This window comes from Glaciibacter sp. 2TAF33, assembly GCF_052114945.1.
Classification (GTDB): Bacteria; Actinomycetota; Actinomycetes; order Actinomycetales; family Microbacteriaceae; genus Cryobacterium.
The window spans coordinates 1-16344 of the sequence record NZ_JBFRFS010000012.1 but is presented as its reverse complement, the minus strand read 5'-3'; the positions used below and the strand labels follow the sequence as shown (position 1 = coordinate 16344).

Annotated in this window: 14 protein-coding genes; 2 read left to right on the top strand and 12 right to left on the bottom strand. The window is 65.2% G+C overall.

The genetic code is table 11. The features are described from left to right. Window positions 1-123: 123 nt before the first annotated feature. Both AB4Y94_RS13555 and AB4Y94_RS13550 read right to left on the bottom strand, forming a co-directional pair. Complete coding sequence (locus tag AB4Y94_RS13555; protein ID WP_441728363.1) at window positions 124-756, bottom strand: response regulator; 633 nt, start codon at window positions 754-756, stop codon at window positions 124-126. Continuing rightward, window positions 753-2471, bottom strand: coding sequence for a sensor histidine kinase (locus AB4Y94_RS13550; RefSeq protein ID WP_441728362.1), 1719 nt, complete (start codon window positions 2469-2471; stop codon window positions 753-755). Before AB4Y94_RS13550 ends, AB4Y94_RS13555 begins: the two co-directional genes overlap by 4 nt. 151 nt (window positions 2472-2622) lie before the next feature. Here AB4Y94_RS13550 and AB4Y94_RS13545 point away from each other — a divergent pair, with 151 nt between their 5' ends. Together AB4Y94_RS13545 and AB4Y94_RS13540 are read left to right on the top strand one after the other, a co-directional pair. After that, on the top strand, window positions 2623-3552 hold the full coding sequence (locus AB4Y94_RS13545; RefSeq protein WP_441728361.1) for a universal stress protein: 930 nt from the start codon (window positions 2623-2625) through the stop codon (window positions 3550-3552). Further along, window positions 3549-4112 (top strand): flavodoxin family protein, encoded by a 564-nt coding sequence (locus AB4Y94_RS13540; protein ID WP_441728360.1) that lies wholly within the window; start codon window positions 3549-3551, stop codon window positions 4110-4112. Before AB4Y94_RS13545 ends, AB4Y94_RS13540 begins: the two co-directional genes overlap by 4 nt. Before the next feature lie 65 nt (window positions 4113-4177). Here AB4Y94_RS13540 and AB4Y94_RS13535 read toward each other — a convergent pair whose 3' ends face one another. From AB4Y94_RS13535 to AB4Y94_RS13490, 10 genes are all read right to left on the bottom strand, one after another. Further along, on the bottom strand, window positions 4178-5350 hold the full coding sequence (locus AB4Y94_RS13535; RefSeq protein WP_441728359.1) for a molybdopterin molybdotransferase MoeA: 1173 nt from the start codon (window positions 5348-5350) through the stop codon (window positions 4178-4180). Then, window positions 5347-5598: a DUF6457 domain-containing protein gene (locus AB4Y94_RS13530; protein WP_441728358.1), complete on the bottom strand. Its 252-nt coding sequence runs from the start codon at window positions 5596-5598 to the stop codon at window positions 5347-5349. The genes AB4Y94_RS13535 and AB4Y94_RS13530 overlap by 4 nt, the downstream gene beginning before the upstream one ends. After that, window positions 5595-6239, bottom strand: coding sequence for a molybdenum cofactor guanylyltransferase (gene mobA, locus AB4Y94_RS13525; RefSeq protein WP_441728357.1), 645 nt, complete (start codon window positions 6237-6239; stop codon window positions 5595-5597). The genes AB4Y94_RS13530 and mobA overlap by 4 nt, the downstream gene beginning before the upstream one ends. Continuing rightward, window positions 6236-6766: an HPP family protein gene (locus AB4Y94_RS13520; protein WP_441728356.1), complete on the bottom strand. Its 531-nt coding sequence runs from the start codon at window positions 6764-6766 to the stop codon at window positions 6236-6238. The genes mobA and AB4Y94_RS13520 overlap by 4 nt, the downstream gene beginning before the upstream one ends. Then, entirely contained in the window at window positions 6763-7221 is a 459-nt protein-coding gene (locus AB4Y94_RS13515; RefSeq protein WP_441728355.1) for a hypothetical protein, read from the bottom strand. Before AB4Y94_RS13515 ends, AB4Y94_RS13520 begins: the two co-directional genes overlap by 4 nt. Then, complete coding sequence (locus AB4Y94_RS13510) at window positions 7218-9701, bottom strand: molybdopterin oxidoreductase family protein (RefSeq protein ID WP_441728354.1); 2484 nt, start codon at window positions 9699-9701, stop codon at window positions 7218-7220. Before AB4Y94_RS13510 ends, AB4Y94_RS13515 begins: the two co-directional genes overlap by 4 nt. 1277 nt (window positions 9702-10978) lie before the next feature. Continuing rightward, a complete protein-coding gene (locus AB4Y94_RS13505) occupies window positions 10979-11719 on the bottom strand; it encodes an ABC transporter ATP-binding protein (RefSeq protein ID WP_441728353.1) in 741 nt (246 codons plus the stop codon). 3 nt (window positions 11720-11722) lie between these two features. Then, the gene (locus AB4Y94_RS13500; protein ID WP_441728352.1) at window positions 11723-13498 is read right to left on the bottom strand and encodes a branched-chain amino acid ABC transporter ATP-binding protein/permease; all 1776 of its coding nucleotides are present in this window, start codon (window positions 13496-13498) and stop codon (window positions 11723-11725) included. A gap of 76 nt (window positions 13499-13574) precedes the next feature. Further along, on the bottom strand, window positions 13575-14438 hold the full coding sequence (locus tag AB4Y94_RS13495) for a branched-chain amino acid ABC transporter permease (protein WP_441728351.1): 864 nt from the start codon (window positions 14436-14438) through the stop codon (window positions 13575-13577). Between the two features lie 135 nt (window positions 14439-14573). Next, window positions 14574-15776 carry an ABC transporter substrate-binding protein gene (locus AB4Y94_RS13490; protein ID WP_441728350.1) on the bottom strand — a complete coding sequence of 401 codons (1203 nt, stop codon included), beginning with the start codon at window positions 15774-15776 and terminating at the stop codon, window positions 14574-14576. Window positions 15777-16344 lie beyond the last annotated feature (568 nt).

The window sequence follows — 16344 nt, the reverse complement described above, 5'->3', positions numbered from 1 at the left end:
CTCACCTCTCGCTGCCGTGTCGCGAACTCGTCGCGTTGTGCCTGCCACGGTATGGCGCGCAGCGCTGGCGGCGGTAGGGCCTTTAGTCCGGCCGGATAGAGAGCGGGCCACGCCAGACCCTCGTCAGGGCTGCCGTGATTCCAGCTGGACGATCGCCGCCTGCGTGCGCCGCTGCAAGCCGAGCTTGGCCAGCACGCTGGACACATAGTTCTTGACCGTCTTCTCGGCGAGCGCCAGTTCCTCCCCGATCTGGCGGTTGGTGAGGCCGTCGGCAACCAGGGCAAGCACCTGGCGCTCGCGGCCGCTGAGCGCGTCGAGTCGGGTATCGCCCGCTGCGCCCCGGCGGAGGCTGTCAACGGCACGCCGGGCCAGTCCCGGGGCGATGAGGCTGCGCCCCGCAGCGACGGCGCGCACCGATTCGACGAGTTTGCCGGCCTGGATGTCCTTCACCACATAGCCGGCGGCCCCCGCGATGACCGCGGCGTAGAGCGCGTCCTCATCGTCGTAGCCGGTGAGCATGATGCAATGCACCGTCGAATCGTGGGCGTGGAGCGAACGGCAGACATCGATTCCGCTGCCGTCAGGCAGGCGAACGTCGAGGATCGCGATGTCCGGCCGGGTGGCCTCGATGCGTCCGCGCGCCTGCGCGGCGGTGCTCGCCTCCCCCACAACCTCGATGTCCGGTTCGGCGTCGAGCAGGTTGGCGACCCCGCGGCGCACGACTTCGTGGTCGTCGAGCAGGAAGACCCGGATCATGGCACCGGCCTGTCGTCGCCGGCGACAGCGTCCTCCGTGAGCGGCGCCTGCCAGGTCAGCCGGGTGTCCCCCTCGCCGGAGACGAACGCGAAACTTCCTCCCCGACGCCGGGCACGTTCCTCGAGGTTGGCCAGTCCGCCGCGATGACCGGGCGATCCTGGTCCGCGGCCGTCATCGGTGACGGTGACCGTGACGCATCCGTCGTTCGCCGCGATCGCGACCGAGACATGCTCGGCCGCCGCGTGCTTCACAACGTTGGCCAGGCCCTCCCTGGCCACAGCGACGACGTCGTCAGCCAGGTCGGCGGTGACCAACAGGTCCACCGCGCCGGAGAAATGCACCGCCGGCGGCCTGGCCAGCCCCGACTCGAATTCGTTCATGACCCCGATCACGCGGTGGCGCAGCGTCGTGCTGCTGCCCTGCCCGGACCTCGAGAGCGCGAACACCGCGGTGCGGATCTGCGCGATGGCGGTGTCGAGGCCGGTCACGGCCTGCGTGATCCGTTCCGCAGCGGATGCGGGAACCATTCCGGCAAGGCCCTGCAAGTCGAGGCCGGTGGCGAACAGTTGTTGGATCACATGGTCATGGAGGTCACGGGCGATCCGTCCACGGTCCTCGAGCAGCACCATCCTGGTGCGGTCGGCCCGCCCCCTGGCCAACCCCATCGCGATGCTTCCCTGGGCGGCGAAATCGGCTGCCATCTCGAGGTCGCTCGGCAGGAACCGTGTTCCACCGACGAGCCGGCCGATCACTATCACGGCCTGCACCCGGTTGGATTCGACCACCGGCACGGCCATCACCGGCCCGAGGGTGACGACCTGGTGCAGCGCGAATGACCCGCCCGCGTCATCGAGGAGACGAGGCTGCCGGCCCTCGAACACGCTTCCCGCGATTGAGCCGGCCGCGGGGATCACAGCGCCCGGGAGGGTTTCCTCCGCGGCGCCGCGTGCGATCGTGACCAGGAGTTCTGCCGGCTCGTCCGACGGGAACACCACGGCCACGAGGTCCGCGGCGGACAAACGGAGGATCGCGTCCGCGAGCATGCCGAGCGCCTCTCCCTGGCTCTTCTCCAGCAGCGCCGCCGTGATCTCAGCGGATGCCTTCGACCAGGCCTCCTGCCGACGGGTCTGGGCGAACAGGCGGGCATTGTCGATGGCGAATCCGGCGGTGGAAGCCAGGGACCCGATCAGCTGCTCATCCTCCGCTGTGAAATGCCCGCCGACGCCGTGCGAGAGGTACAGGTTGCCGTACACCGTGTCCCGCACGCGCACCGGCACGCCGAGGAAGCTGTCCATCGGTGGATGCCCGGCCGGAAACCCGACGGACCGCGGGTCGTTTGCGATGTGGTCGACCCGGATCGGACGGGGGTCGTCGATCAATGCGCCCAATAGCCCACGGCCCTCGGGCAGATGACCGATGTCGTCCACAGCGCGGGGCGGCATGCCCACGTGGATGAACTGCTCGAGCCCGCCGTGCGGCGAAATCACCCCGAGGGCACCGTACCGGGCGCCGACCAGTTCCACAGCGACCTCGACGATGCGTCGGAGCACCACGGGCAGGTCCAGTTGCAGGGAGACCGCCTGGTTGGCGCGCAAGAGCGCTCGAAGGCGACCCTGGGTGGTCATCACCTCCCTGGCCTGTTCGACGAGCTCTCCGAGCAGGCGGTCGAGCTCAACCCGGGGCGCATCGGGGAAGGTGAGGAATTCCTCGCTCATGGCTCTCCTTCCGCTCGGTGCCCAGCATCCGGTCTCATGCGTATTGTCGCGGGTTTCCATGCCGCTGTCATCCCTGTTGTGGACGGGTCGACCCGTGGGACCAATGGCCCTGTCATCCGCCCTGGCCGGAGCGGATGCTGGGGTGCATCAGATGAGTCAGTTCGGAGCCGAGATGATCCTGGTCGGAGTAGACGGATCGACGCCCAGTAGGGCGGCCGTCAGGTGGAGCGTCCACCGGGCCACCTCAACCGGTGAAGACGTCGTGATCGTCCATGTCATCGACGACGAGTGGGGCGTCGTCAGCTCTCGGTTACTGCACGAGGTGCGCGTGGAGGCTGAGGCGTTGATCGCCGTCGAAGCGACGTTCGCCCGGTCGATCAACCCGCGGGTGGCCGTGACGACCGAGCTTCGGGAAGGCAACCCGATGTGGGAGTTGACGGCCGCCGCCGAAGGTGCAGACCTCGTCGCCGTGGGGACCCACAAGACCGGATTCGTGCGCGGGCGGGTGTTCGGCTCGCGCAGCCTGCTGCTGGCGGGCAGCTCTCCCGCGCCGGTCGCAATCATCCCCGAATCCGGGGCACGGGCGAGTGCGGGAGTTGTCGTCGGGGTGAACGACTCTGCGGCTTCCCGCGGTGCGGTCTCGTTCGGAGCCGACGAAGCCCACCGGTCGGGCGAGGAGCTGGTCCTCGTCGGCGCCTGGTCGGCGCCGGAGACAGCCGGAACCGAAACCAGCGAGGTGCGCCGGCGGCACGCCGCCCTGGTCAAGTCCCGCATCGAAGGCGTGCTCCTCGATGCGCGGAGGCAGGCTGAGAGCGCGTACGGCGATCTGGTCGTCCGCGCGCGGCAGGTCAACCGGCCGGCAGCGGAGACGCTGGTCGACGCGGCGGCATCGGCGACCCTGCTGGTGATCGGCAGTTCGCGACGGGAGGGAGCCCCCACCCTTCTGGGATCGGTGGCGCACGACGTGCTGGTGAACCTCGCCGCCCCCACCATCGTGGTCCACGCGACCGGTGCACGCCGTGGAGCCCGGCCCGAGGAGTCCATCACGTCGGACAGATCCACCGAGAGGACACCGAGATGAAGATTGTCATTGTTTACGAATCGATGTTCGGGGCGACCCGCGAAGCGGCCCAGGACATCGCGGCGGGGATGCGTTCAGCGGCATCCGTTGCCTCCGTCACCGTGGCCAACGTCAACCAGGCCCCGGCGACCATCGCCGCCGGCGCCGATGTGCTGATCGTCGGCGGACCCACCCACGCCCACGGCATGAGCCGCGCGGAGTCCCGGGCCGACGCGGAGAAATGGGCGGATGACCCGGAACGCTCGCTGACCCTGGAGCCGGAGGCGCCGGGCATCGGCGTGCGCGAGTGGCTGGCGTCGCTGGCGGAATCGACCGGCGCTCGCGGGGCGGCCTTCGACACGCGCGCCGACTTCCCGCGCATCCTGAGCGGTGCGGCGTCGAACGCGATCCACAAAGCACTGGTGAAACACGGGTACACCGAGACGATTCAGGCAGAGAGTTTCCTGGTGACGAAGGCCGGCGCGCTGGAGCCCGGCGAGCACGACCGGGCGAAGGACTGGGGGCGGCAGATCGCGGCATCCCTGGGCGTCGCCGTGGCGGCTCGTTCGGGTGACCGGTAGCGTCGAAGAGGCGAGCCTTCAGGGTCGCGCGCTGCTGGGGCATGACTCCATCGCCGAGTGAGACCTCACCACGGCAGCGGAATCATCTCGACGACTCCGTGCGGCCTCGCCCCTCCCCCGGGAATGACGGCCAGCACGTCTGCCACCGCGAGGCCCCGAAGCATCGCAGAGCCCTGCCACGCGACGGGAACCACTCCCCGCGGCATGCGACGGCCCGCGACGATGGCAACGCCCTCACGCGGGTTGGGCACCGCCTGTGCCAGCGGCAGTAGTTCGAACTGACGGGTTTCTCGTCCGACCATGCCATCCAGGAGCACCGCCCCGAGAGTGAGGAGGCACACCATCGCTGCGAACGGATTCCCAGGCAGGGCGAGGATGGGCCGCCCGTCCGGGCGGCGCGCCAGCATGACCGGATGACCCGGGCGCATCGCGACCCCGTCGACGACCGGGCTGCAACCCAGTCCGCTCAGGGCCTTCCGCATGTGATCGCGCTCGCCGTGAGAGGTGCCCGCCGTGGACACGGTCACGGCGGCATCGGACCGCGCCAGGGCTTCGGTCGTTTCCCGGAGGTCATCGCCAATCCTGGTGATCGTCCCTGCGGCTCCTCCGAGGGAGCGGATCAGGCCGGGAAGGGAGGGCCCGTAGGCGTCACGAACGCGCCCAACGGCCGGGATGCCACAGCCGTCCACCTCGTCTCCGAGCAGCACCAGGTCGACGGTCGGTCGCCGCCGCACTGAGACCGTGTCCGTGCCGGCGATCGCGGCGAGGGCGATGGCAGCGGGCGAGAGTGCCGAACCCGCGGACAGAAGGACCTCTCCCTCGTCCGCCTCCTCTCCGCGCCGGCACACATCCCTGCCTGGCCGCGGAGCGGACCGGCCGTCAATCGGCGCCAGGACTCCGTTCGTCACCCGTGAGTGCTCCCGGCGGAGGATCGCGACCCCACCCGGCGGCACCGGTCCCCCCGTGACGATCGGTCGCGCCCGCCCCGCGGCCAGTGGCGAGGTCGTCGGGGCGTCACCGGCCGCGATACCGGGGCCGATGATCCACGGCGGGTCCCCGGCAACGGCCCACCCGTCCATCGCCGACCTGTCGAAGGCAGGAATGGGGGTCAGGGCGCGGACCGGCTCCGCCAGGATGAGCCCTGCCGCCTCCCCCAGGGGCCGGCCGAGTGCGGGCTGGAGCTGGTCGGAGCCGACGCGGCCGAAGAGGGCACGCGCCTGGTCCCATGAGCTCGTCATGGCAGGCGCCGCAGCGCAAGCTGAGAAGCGATCGCCGCCGCAGCGGCGATGTCCGCAGCGGTGCCGCCCCGGCGCGCGGCCGCGAAACCGACGAGGAACGTCGTGAGCGGAGCGGCCGGACGAGCCACCGAGTGTGCGGCGTCCCGTGCGAGGTCGAGGACGACGGAGACCGGGACGACCAACTCCCCTATGCCGAGTGCCTCGCTGAGCTCGCTCGCCCAGGCGTCCAGATCAGCGCTATCGGTCATTGCGATCTCCCATCAGTGCGATCTCCCATCGTCGACAAGGGTGAGCGTGCCAGGCGATCGGGCTCTCGAGCCGGTACCTCGATGCCATGCCTCAGAGCATCCGCTGGTGTGTCGATGTCAGCGCACAGCTCGTCCGGAAGCACGGACTCGGTGAGCGTGAGACCGGCGAGGAGCTCCCGGAGAGACGCCCCGGCGGCATTGCCGCGCTCCGCGGCGAGGGTGTCCAGGGCGCCTCGCAAACGGTCCATGCGGTACCGGCCGAGCAGTGGCTGACGGTGCCCCTCGGCGTCCAGCGCGACGATTCCGTCCGCGGACCCGAGCATGACCCTGTGAAGCGACCGCACGGCGTCGTCGACCCGGGGATGGTCGGCGGCGAGGACGAGTACCTCGGCATCAGACTCGGGGATCACGCTCATCCCTGCGGCGAGAGCCGCAACGGGTCCGCCCCACCGCGGTTCCTCCTGCACCGCGATCACGCCGGGGAGCCCGCGCGGCCCGACGATGACAGTCATCGCCGATCCGTTGGCCGCATCGACCGCGATCTGGAGGAGGCTCCTGCCCTGGAACAGGAGGGCCGGCTTGTCGATGCCACCGAGCCGGCTCCCGCGTCCGCCGGCGAGGATGATCGCGGCGAAACTCATGTGGCTTGCCGCCCGATGAGAAGGCTGTTGAGTCCCCACCCGGCGAGGGTGATCAGTATGACGGCCGCCATCATGGACACCAACTGGGGAGGCTGGGTCAGGATGCCCAGACTGACGATGAGCGTCGATGCGCCAGCCGGCGGGTGCGGCAATCGAAGGAAAGTCAGGACGAGGGTCGTGATCGCGACGGATATCGCGCCGGCCAGGAGGGAGGACAGGGTAAGCCCGGCTTCCGGCACCGATGACTGGCCCTGCAGTCCGAATGCCAGCAGGCAGGCAGTTCCGGCGAGGATCCCCACCGCATGCCCGACGAGCGCATTGAGGGGCCGGGATGAAGGCTGCTCCGGGGACTCGAAGAACAGCATCACGGTAGGCCCGAGGCTTGGAAAGAGCCAGGGCTGCTTGAGTGCGATGCCCACAGCACCGGCCAGGGCCAGCACGATCAGGCACAGCATCGCAGCGTAGGCGGCGGCACCGCCGCGCCGTTCCCGGAGACGGGTGGCAACACCACCCTGCAATTCCGTCACGAGGCGACGATCAGGGCCTGCGGAGCCGCCTGCTTCATCCGCGTCTTCAGCCAGGAGAGCTGAACCTGCGTCTCCGGTTCACAGGATCCCACTACGGCAAGCAATTCCTCGTCACGGAGCGCCAAGGCAGCCTGTTTGACCACAGTCCAGGTGATGTCGACGAGGGAGGCGAGCAGGAAGACGTCCTGAAGGTCGCGCAGCAGGCCGACGGGGCCGGAACGCGTCTCGGTCAGCGCGTCCGCGTGGAAGCGCTCCGGCTCAGAATCCGGCCGGGCACCGTATCGCTCGACGATCGGATGAAGCTGGCTCACGTGGTCGTCACACTGCTCCGCCAGGGTGTGGCACAGGTTGTAGACGTCGGGCTCGTCACCATGCCCGTCCGCCACCTGCCGAAAGGACGTTGCCAGAGTGCGCTCCGCGTTGCGAAGCAATCCGAGGTAGAGATCGACGTTCACGGCTTCGCCTCCTCGTCCGTGGCGAGTGTCGGCGGGTCGACCGGGGGCATCCGTTCGAGCACCTCCGCGTCAGTACCTCCCCTGGTCGGCGGGACCTGACCAGGGCGCGCGGGCCGGGAGGCGGTCGTGGTGGGAGCGGGGGCCGGCGACACGCCGTCCCTGACCTTCTCGACGCGCACTGCGGCGACCTTGAAGATGGGCTGCTTCGAGACCGCGTCCCATTCCGTGATGGTGAGCTCGTTGGCTGCCGTTGGCTCGTTGTCGGGGCCCGAACGTTCCTGGTCCCAGTACCCGTAGTGGAAGGGGGCGAAGACCGTGCCCTCACGCACATCGCCGACCCGCGCGGGAACCACGATCTCGCCTCGAGGCGAGGTGACCCGCACGATGTCCCCCTCCTCGATCCCGAGCGCCGCGGCGTCCCCCCGCGCCAGTTCGATCCACGCGCTCGGCGCGGCCCTGTTCAGCTGCCTCGCTCGGGCCGTCTTCGTCCGCGTGTGGAACTGGTAGGCGGTGCGCCCGGTGGAGTATTGGAGCGGGTACTCGTCGCTTGGCAGTTCGTGAGCGGGAGCGTAGGCGGCGGCCTTCAGGATGGCCCGGCCGTCTGCACGCATCGCCTTGAAGGCCTGCGGACCAACGGTGGCACCGGTGAGCAAGTCGTGGCCGAACGTCTCAGCCCGTTGCACGTCCGTCGGGAAGACGGCGTCCCCGTAGAGTCGCACCGTTCCATCCGGGTGCTCGTCGTTGCACGGCCATGGAATCCCGCTTCCACCCCGAAGGCGGTCGTAGGTGATTCCCGTGTAGTCGCACGGCCGTCCCCGAGAGCATTCCTGCCATGCACGGAAGCCGTCTTCCGGGCCCGACCAGTCGAGAAGGGGACCGCCGTCGTCGCGCCGGAAATCCATCCTCCGTGCATAGTCCAAGAAGATGTCCAGGTCAGGTCGCGCCTCACCGGGAGGATCGACGGCTTTCTCCGAGATGTGCACGGTGCGGTCCACATTGGTGAATGTGCCGAGTTTCTCCCCCCATGCTGCGGCGGGCAGCACCACGTCCGCCATCCGGGCCGTCTCGGTGAGGTAGAGGTCCTGGACCACGAGGAACAGATCCGGGGCCGAAAGGATCCTTCTGATGCGCTCAGCCTGCGGCATGGACACCACCGGATTCGTCGCCACTATCCAGAGAAAGGGGATACTCCCCTGCTCGACGTAGCGGAAGATCTGCATCGCGTGGGTGGGCGGCGACCAGTGCGGGATCTTGTCGACGGGCACGCCCCACAGGTCGGCGAGTTCCCCGACGTGATCCGGGTTCTCCCAGTTCCGGAAGCCGGGCAGGTCCCCATCCGCACCGCACTCGCGGTTGTTCTGCGCCGTGGGTTGCCCGTTCATCTGCAGGATGCCGCTGCCCGGTCGGCCCAGTTTCCCGGTGAGCAGGTGCAGGTTGTTGACCTGACACGAAGCCGCCGTCGCCTGGCTCGACTGGTAGAAGCCCTGGAGGACAGTCGAAAGCACGCGCTCGGAGGCGACGAAGATCTGTGCGGCACGGCGCACGTCGGCGGCCTCGACGCCGCACACCCTGGCGACCTCATCGGGGGTCCACCTCTCCACAGCAGCGCGGAGGCCCTCGAATCCGAGGGTGTGCTCCCCCACATAGTGCTCGTCGACCGCGCCGGTGACGATCAGTTCCCGGACCAGGCCATTCATCAGGGCGAGATTGGTTCCCGGCCGAATGGCCAGGTGCACCGTCGCCTTCCGGGCCACCTCCGTGTCACGCGGATCCACGCACACCAGCTGGGGAGGGTTCGGTCCTGCCAGCCGATCGAGGACGCGCATCCAGAGCACCGTCTGCGTCTCCGCCATATTGTGACCGAACAGGAACATCGCATCGCACTCATCGATGTCCGCGTAGCTGCCGGGCTGACCGTCTGAGCCGAAGCTCTCTTTCAACGCTGCCGCGGCCGTGGCGGTGCACAATCGCGTGTTCCCGTCCATGTGCGGGGTACCCAGCCCCGCTTTGCCGAGGATGCCGAGCGCGTAGTACTCTTCGAGGAATATCTGCCCGGTCGTGTAGAACCCGTGAGTCAACGGTCCTTTGTCGGCCAGGAGCGTCTGACTGCGCTCCACGATCCGGGACATGGCCGTCTCCCAGTCCGTCTCGACGAGGCGATCGCCCTCACGGATCAGGGGGCGCGTCAGCCGGTCAGCGTTGTCCACGCCCTGGCAGCTTGCGAACAGCCCCTTCGGGCCGAGTCGGCCGTGATTGACGATGTCCACCGCACGCCCACGGATGCCCACCATGCGGCCGTCCTTCACGGCGATGTCCGCGCCGCACCCGTTGCTGCAGAGAACACAGGCTGACTGCACCCAGCGGTCAACCTGCTCCTCGGTGACGCCATCCAGTAGTTTCTGGTCGACTCGAATGGGCCAGCGCTCACCTTGTGCGAACGGGGTACGCGATCCCCAGATGTCCGCGATGCGATCTACCATGATGGGCGATTGCACGGTCGCGGCGATGCAGTCGGCCGCGCCGGCATCGGGTTCACAGCGGAGTCCAGTTGATGCGTCATTGCGTAACCTTCCCGCGGCGGAGCGATCACCGCGCTCATGACGATAGTCCTGCTCCGATTTGTGGACCAGTCTTTTTCGCGGGGCGGCAGGCTCCGCGCATCGCCTTCGCCTTTCTGGCGTCGAACCCCGGCCGAGGAATTCGGCTACTGCGTTGTCGTCACAGACGTGGGCTGGAACGCGAGGATGCGTTCGATCAGCTGAGGACCGAGCGGCCGGTCCGTATCCAGAACGACTCGAGTGCGACGGCCGGGCTGGTTGACGCGTCCGAGACGTTGCCCGCGCAGGTCCGCGATGGTCTGCCCTCGCCATGGCCCCTGCGTCCGATCCACCGACAACTCGACCGCGGGAGCGTTGATCGAGGTGATGACGCCGACCGCGAGCGCCGCAGCGAGCGGATCTTACAGGGCGCGGTGCACGCACCACTTTCGGGCGGCGTAGAGCTCCAAGCTCGTCCCGCATCCTGGAATGCGACCGCATCTGCCCTTTCGCCAAGACGACGACGCGGACCGTGCCAACTTCGCCCCCGGGCATCCGGCGCCCAGACCTGCGCGTCAAGCCCCTCGAACCATCGAAGCACCTCGCGCCGAAGGTACCGAACGTGACGCATCATCCGCCGCCACGGCGGCCCGGTACATGTCTGCCGCCACTCCTCGAGCGTGCGTGGGGAGACCCGCAACCACTTGCTGTCCCGTCAGGTGCGATGGACGCGAAGCGCTCGGGACCAAGCCCAGACGACTCATCACGCCCGGGCGGAAGTTTTCGACCCGCATCGGCGATGGGTTTAGCCGCCCGCTCGCGGTCCTCGTCGAGCGTGAGGTCGAGCACAGGCTCCTACCACCGCGCAGCAGCCACGCGTTCGCTGCCGAGTCCCCAGCGCGGTCCGCCGGGCGGCTCGACGCGGATGACGTCGGAACCCTGGTCGGCGAGCAGCATGGCTGCCATAGGCCAGCGATGAACTGGCCGTGGGAATTCTTGCCTTCCCGGTGGCGTCCTCGCGCACGACAGATTCTCCGCACCAAGATGCTGGAACTCCGACAGCTCCTCGCGGCACTCGGCGCTCGACGCGACGACCTCGAACCAGCCGAGCGGGTACTCCAACATTCCGACCTCTTTCGACAGGGTGGCCTCGTGGGCGGCTCGACAACTTCTTCGTATGACCCACCGCGTTGTAGCGAGGGCGAGCCTTCTCCCGAGCCTCAAGCGAGCTCAGCACCCATGTACGCAGTCTCCACAGCTGCACGCGTCTTCGGACTGTCCGCGGGACCCGAGTAAGCCACGCTACCCAGATTCAGCACGATCGCATCGTCGGCGAGTTCAAGGCAGAACTCCACGGCTTGCTCGACAAGCAATACAGCGAGTCCTTCGTCCCGGAGTCGTACAAGCAGGTCGAACAACTCGCCCACGATCGCGGGGGCTAGACCAGTGGTCGGTTCGTCCAACATGAGGACGCGCGGACGCGCGGCGAGAGCCTGAGCAATTGCCAGCATCTGCTGCTGGCCTCCACTCAGCAAACCAGCCTCCACATCCTTCTTGAGCGCGAGTGCAGGAAACCGGCTGTAGGCCTCTTCGACAGCCCCGGCAAGCTCTTTTCTCCCTAGCCGCAGAGGGTAGGCCCCGAGCATGATGTTTTCGCGAACAGTCCGCTGACGGAAGATCCGCTTGCCCTCTTGCACATATGCAATGCCCAAGCTTGTGCGCTTGTATGCCGGAAGTCCGCCTAACTCAACCCCGTCGAGGGTGACCGTTCCCTTCCTCAGGGGATTCAAACCGCTTACGAGTCGTAGCGTCGTTGTCTTTCCTGCTCCGTTTCGTCCCAGGACGGCTGCGATCTTGCCCGGATAGACCGAAAATGATACATCTCTCACGACGGTGATGTCGTCATAGCCGCCGGTCACATTTTTCACGTCCACGAGTGGCTGGCTGATTTGTTCGCTCATTTCCTACTCATTCCCTGTAGATGCCGCTGCAGCTGCAGGTCGGTTGTGAAGCACATCCGCACCCAAGTACAGATTGATCACTTTCTCATCCCGCGCGACCACTTCCGCGTCTCCTTCAGCGAGGATCTCTCCCTCGGCGAGCACGACCACTCGATCCGAGATCTCGCGAACGAGCTCAAAGTTGTGCTCCACCAGCACAACCGTCGCTCCCGCATCTCGCACTGCCCGGATGAGGTTTGCCGACTCCCGCAATTCATTCTCATCGAGCCCCGATGCAACTTCATCGAGTAGCAGCACGGAAGGCCTACTCGCCAGGGAACGCGCGAACTCCAGAAGCCGACGGGTGCCGAGAGGAAGGGAGGCGGCATGAGTCTCGGCCAGCGGGGCCAGCCCAACGGCTGCCAATGCGCCCCGGGCCGCCGCTAGATCTGCAGCGTGTAGTTTTCGATAACGAGGTAGCCTCAGAACCGTGTCCACGAGTGTCGCCGGTTTTGTGGACATTCTTCCTGAAGCCGCGACCTCGAGCACCGACTGTGAACTGGGAACTAGAGGAGTCTGGAATGTCCGCGCAATTCCATGCTGAGCTGCGAACGTTGATTTACCGGAAGAAACCAGAGAGCCTACCCTGACCACGCCTTCATGTGGAACAAGCAGTCCCGAGATAACATTCAGCAGCGTCGTCTTGCCCGAGCCGTTCGGGCCAATCAACGCCGTCACTTCGCCCGGCTTGGCGACGAAAGACACACCATTCAAGGCCGTGAATCCCCCGAACCTCACGACGATGCCCTCGACACCAAGCTGCTGCCCGTGAAGCGACGTCACCTCGGGACGCAATACCTCGACGGCATGGCGCGATTCATCCTCACGCGCGATCGCGAGCACTCGGTTGAACAGTCGATGCCCGAGACCCGCTATGCCGCCGCCGAGCAGTACGCCTCCCACAATCAGCAACGCGCCGTATGCGATTCCGGAATATTGTTGAAAGACATCCAACTGCTGCGGACCGAGCTGGAGGATAGCCGTGCCGATGATCGCGCCGTAAATCGACTGCGATCCCCCGATGATGCTCGCAGCAAGTACAACGAGACCGAGATCGAACGTGAACACCGCCGGTGAGATGTAACCGTCCAGGTACGCGTACAAGGCGCCGGCAACGCCAGCCGGAACCGCACCGAGTGCATAGGCACGCAACTTCGTTCTATTGACAGAGATCCCGAGAGTCTTCGCCAAGACAGGGCTCTCTTTGAGCACAAGGAAGGATGCACCTTCACGTGACTTGATGAGATTCCGAAGGATCAGCAGCCAGGCGGAAACGCACACTATGACCAGAACATAAAACGCGCTGTTATTGAATGGGACGCTCCAGAGCGTCGGTCGCGAGATGCCGGCCATACCGGCATACCCGCCAAGCTGGGCCGTGAAGATATTGGCGATGTTCGGGATGAGTCCTACGACCAACAGTGAGGCCAAAGCGAGCATCCACCCTCCCAGCCGCAATCCTGCCAGCCCGATTACCACTCCAAAGATGAGGGCGACAACGGCTGCAGCAAGGATGACGATCAGGATGTTTGTCACGCCGAGGGAGCCGAGGTATCCGGCAGTGTAGGCGCCAGCGGCGTAGAGGAACACTTGACCAAGCGCTAGCTCGCCGGCGAAGCCGAAACTCAGGTTCAGGCCACTGACGATCATTGCCAGGATTGCTATCAGGATGATCTGCCGCTGCGCGCTGAACCCCAGTCCCAGCCACGGAGCCACGGCAACCAAAATGGCCGCGATCACCGCAAGAATGGGACCGATTACGGACCATTTCCGATTGACAAGTAGGACCGGTCGACCGATTGCCTTCGCAAATTTATCAAACAAGACGAGCCTGACCTCTCCCGAGCACACCAGATGGCCGAAGAAGCAGCATCGCAAACAGAACAATAACCACCGCGATCTGCCCGAAATCGCTGCCTATGTAGCGCGCGGCAAATGCCTCCACCAACCCGACAATCAGCCCTCCGACCAGGGAGCCGAGAATGCTGCCCACGCCGCCTACAGCCATTGCCACGAATCCCTTGAGAGCCAGGACCAGTCCGAGCGTTGCGACGGCAAACGTTTTTTGCGCAACAATCGGGCCGATCAGCCCGCCGAACGCACCCGCAGCGACGAAACCCAAGATGGCGAGGGCCCTCACGTTCATGCCCCTGATCGAGGCCGCTTCGGAATCTTCCGCCCGAGCAAGACCCGCGAGTCCAAGCCGCGAACGATGAATCCAGAAGTGCACCGCCACCGTTGCCACGATCGCGACAGCTATCAACACCAGTTCGTTCGGCCGGACTTGTCCGCCGAGAACCTCCCAGGTGGCATTGGGAAGAACCCTCACCTGCAACGGTTCGGGACCGTACAGCAAGAGGAGGACTCCGCTGATAATCGTGGAAGCACCGAGGGTGGTGATGAGATCAATGTGGTTACCGCTCTTTCGGAGCGGACGAACAGCGATCCGCTCTTCAAGGAAAGCAAGACCACCCGCGATCACCACCGCGATGGCGATTACCAGCGGGAGTGGGATGTTGTTCTGGGTGAGCCCCCAATAGGCGACAAACGCTCCTATCGCGATGAATTGGGAGCTCGCAAAGTTCAGTACACCACTCAGAATGAGTGTGATGTTGTAGCCGACCGCCACGATCGCGTAGATAGCGCCCATCGTCAAACCGGACCAGAGTGTCGTCATCATCTTCGTTGAGTCCTATGTCTCTCGGCTGAGGCCGAAGCTTTGTCGGCACGGAACCGCTCCACAGCTGCCGGGGACAGCTGAGGAGCGTCGAGGTAGCTGCCGTCGCTGGAAGAGTCCAACTGGTCATGCCGTCCTCTATTTGTAGAAGCCGTCTTGGCTCGGACCTGCGGGGACATAGACGAGGCTGTTCTTCCCAAGGACGGGAAAATGATTTTTGGGTGTAAAGCCGTAGGTTTTATACATCGTCCACGGGATCGGGTTCGGAGCCTTCAGTTTCTCCATGCCCGACTTCAACTGACTTGCGCTGGTACCGCCTTCTTGGGCCGCCGCAGCACCGACGATCTGCAGTGCGTCATATGCCGTGAGCGACTGCACTGCAGCCGCACCACCAATTGGCCCTTGCTCCTTTATCAATTTGAGAGCATGCTCTTCGGCTGGAAGCCAGTCACTCTTCAGGGAGAGCACGTCGACCGGTCGCTCTTGCACTTTGATTCCAACAAGCGCCTTCGGGTCGACGACTTTCGCCGGATTCGAAGCACTGATCGCCAGATCTCCGATGGTGGGGATATTCCAGCCGAGCTTATCCCGGGCTTCGAGGAGGTACCCTGCACCAGCGCCATAGGAGGAAAGAACCAGGATGTCTGGCTTTGTCGCCCTGAGTGCGTCCATTGGACCCGTCAGATCAGTTGCCGTCGCGTCGAAGGTTTCATATGTCAACGGCATTCTTGCCGCGGCCGCGGCTTCCTTAATCACTTTCAAGTTATCGGTGCCCAGAGCGTCGTTACCGGTGATGAAACCAATCGATTTCGCCCCCTCGGATTTGGCTTCCTCGACCAGATCGGGATAATTCTGATTGTTCGCTGTGGTGAAACCGAAGTGGTACGGGTACTTCGTGGGGTCGTTCAACAACAAGGACGATGAAATGGCGCCTGACACTATCCCGGCATTGGTCAGAATTGGCGCCATCGCCAATGCTTCGCCGCTGGTCGCACCTGCCCAGACCAAGTCGGGGGGTGTATCCGAATTGATCTGATCCTGCAGCAACGTGACCGCCTGCGTCGGGTCTGCCTTGTCGTCTACGACCTTGAACACGACCTGGCGGCCACCGATACCGCCTGCCGCGTTCAACTCCTTCGCGCTGGCCTTCAAACCGTTCAGCTGCTGCTGCGCGTTCACCGCGAGCGGCCCCGTCAGCGGAAGAACAACAACAAAGCTGAACGGCTTACCCCCCGAAGCGGAACTCCCGCTGTCTTCTGCAGCGGGGCTGGAACAACCCACTAATCCCGCACCCAACGCGGCCAACGCTGTCGCGGCAATGACAATTCTTCGAGTTTTCATAACCAATCGCCTCTGATCAAGTCACAAAGACAACACCCGCTAAGGCCCTGCCTGCAAGTTCATCGATGAACCAGCGCATCAAGCTAACACGAGCATTCATGGCAATCAAGAACAATATTATAAGTACAACAATATTATCTAATGGCAGAAACTTCCGCTTTACCGGGGTTTTTGCACCCTGGGTACCTGAACTCGAGCCAACAACAACTGAGAATTCTCTCAATCGAGACGGTCATCTGCGCTTGGGTCAGACTTCCACGGATTTTCATGTCACGTTCCTGCAGGCTGCGAGTCCTCGCCGACTCGAAGATCCGCGGAAACCAGGCTAGGAGGGGTGAGGAGCGGTCATCAGGCACGCCCCTCTAACGGAATCCGCACACGGTTGGCCGTCAGTCGTACAAATGCAAAAACCCCCGGATGTGAACTGCTCCCCGGGAGTTGGACTGAATAATTCAGTTTCGATTCCTGGGGAGCAGTTTTATGCATCCACGTAGTTCGTTGTCGGTGTCGTCGCGCGAAGCGGCGGTAGCGTTGTTCGAAGAGGGATTTGGCGACTCCGCCGTTGCGT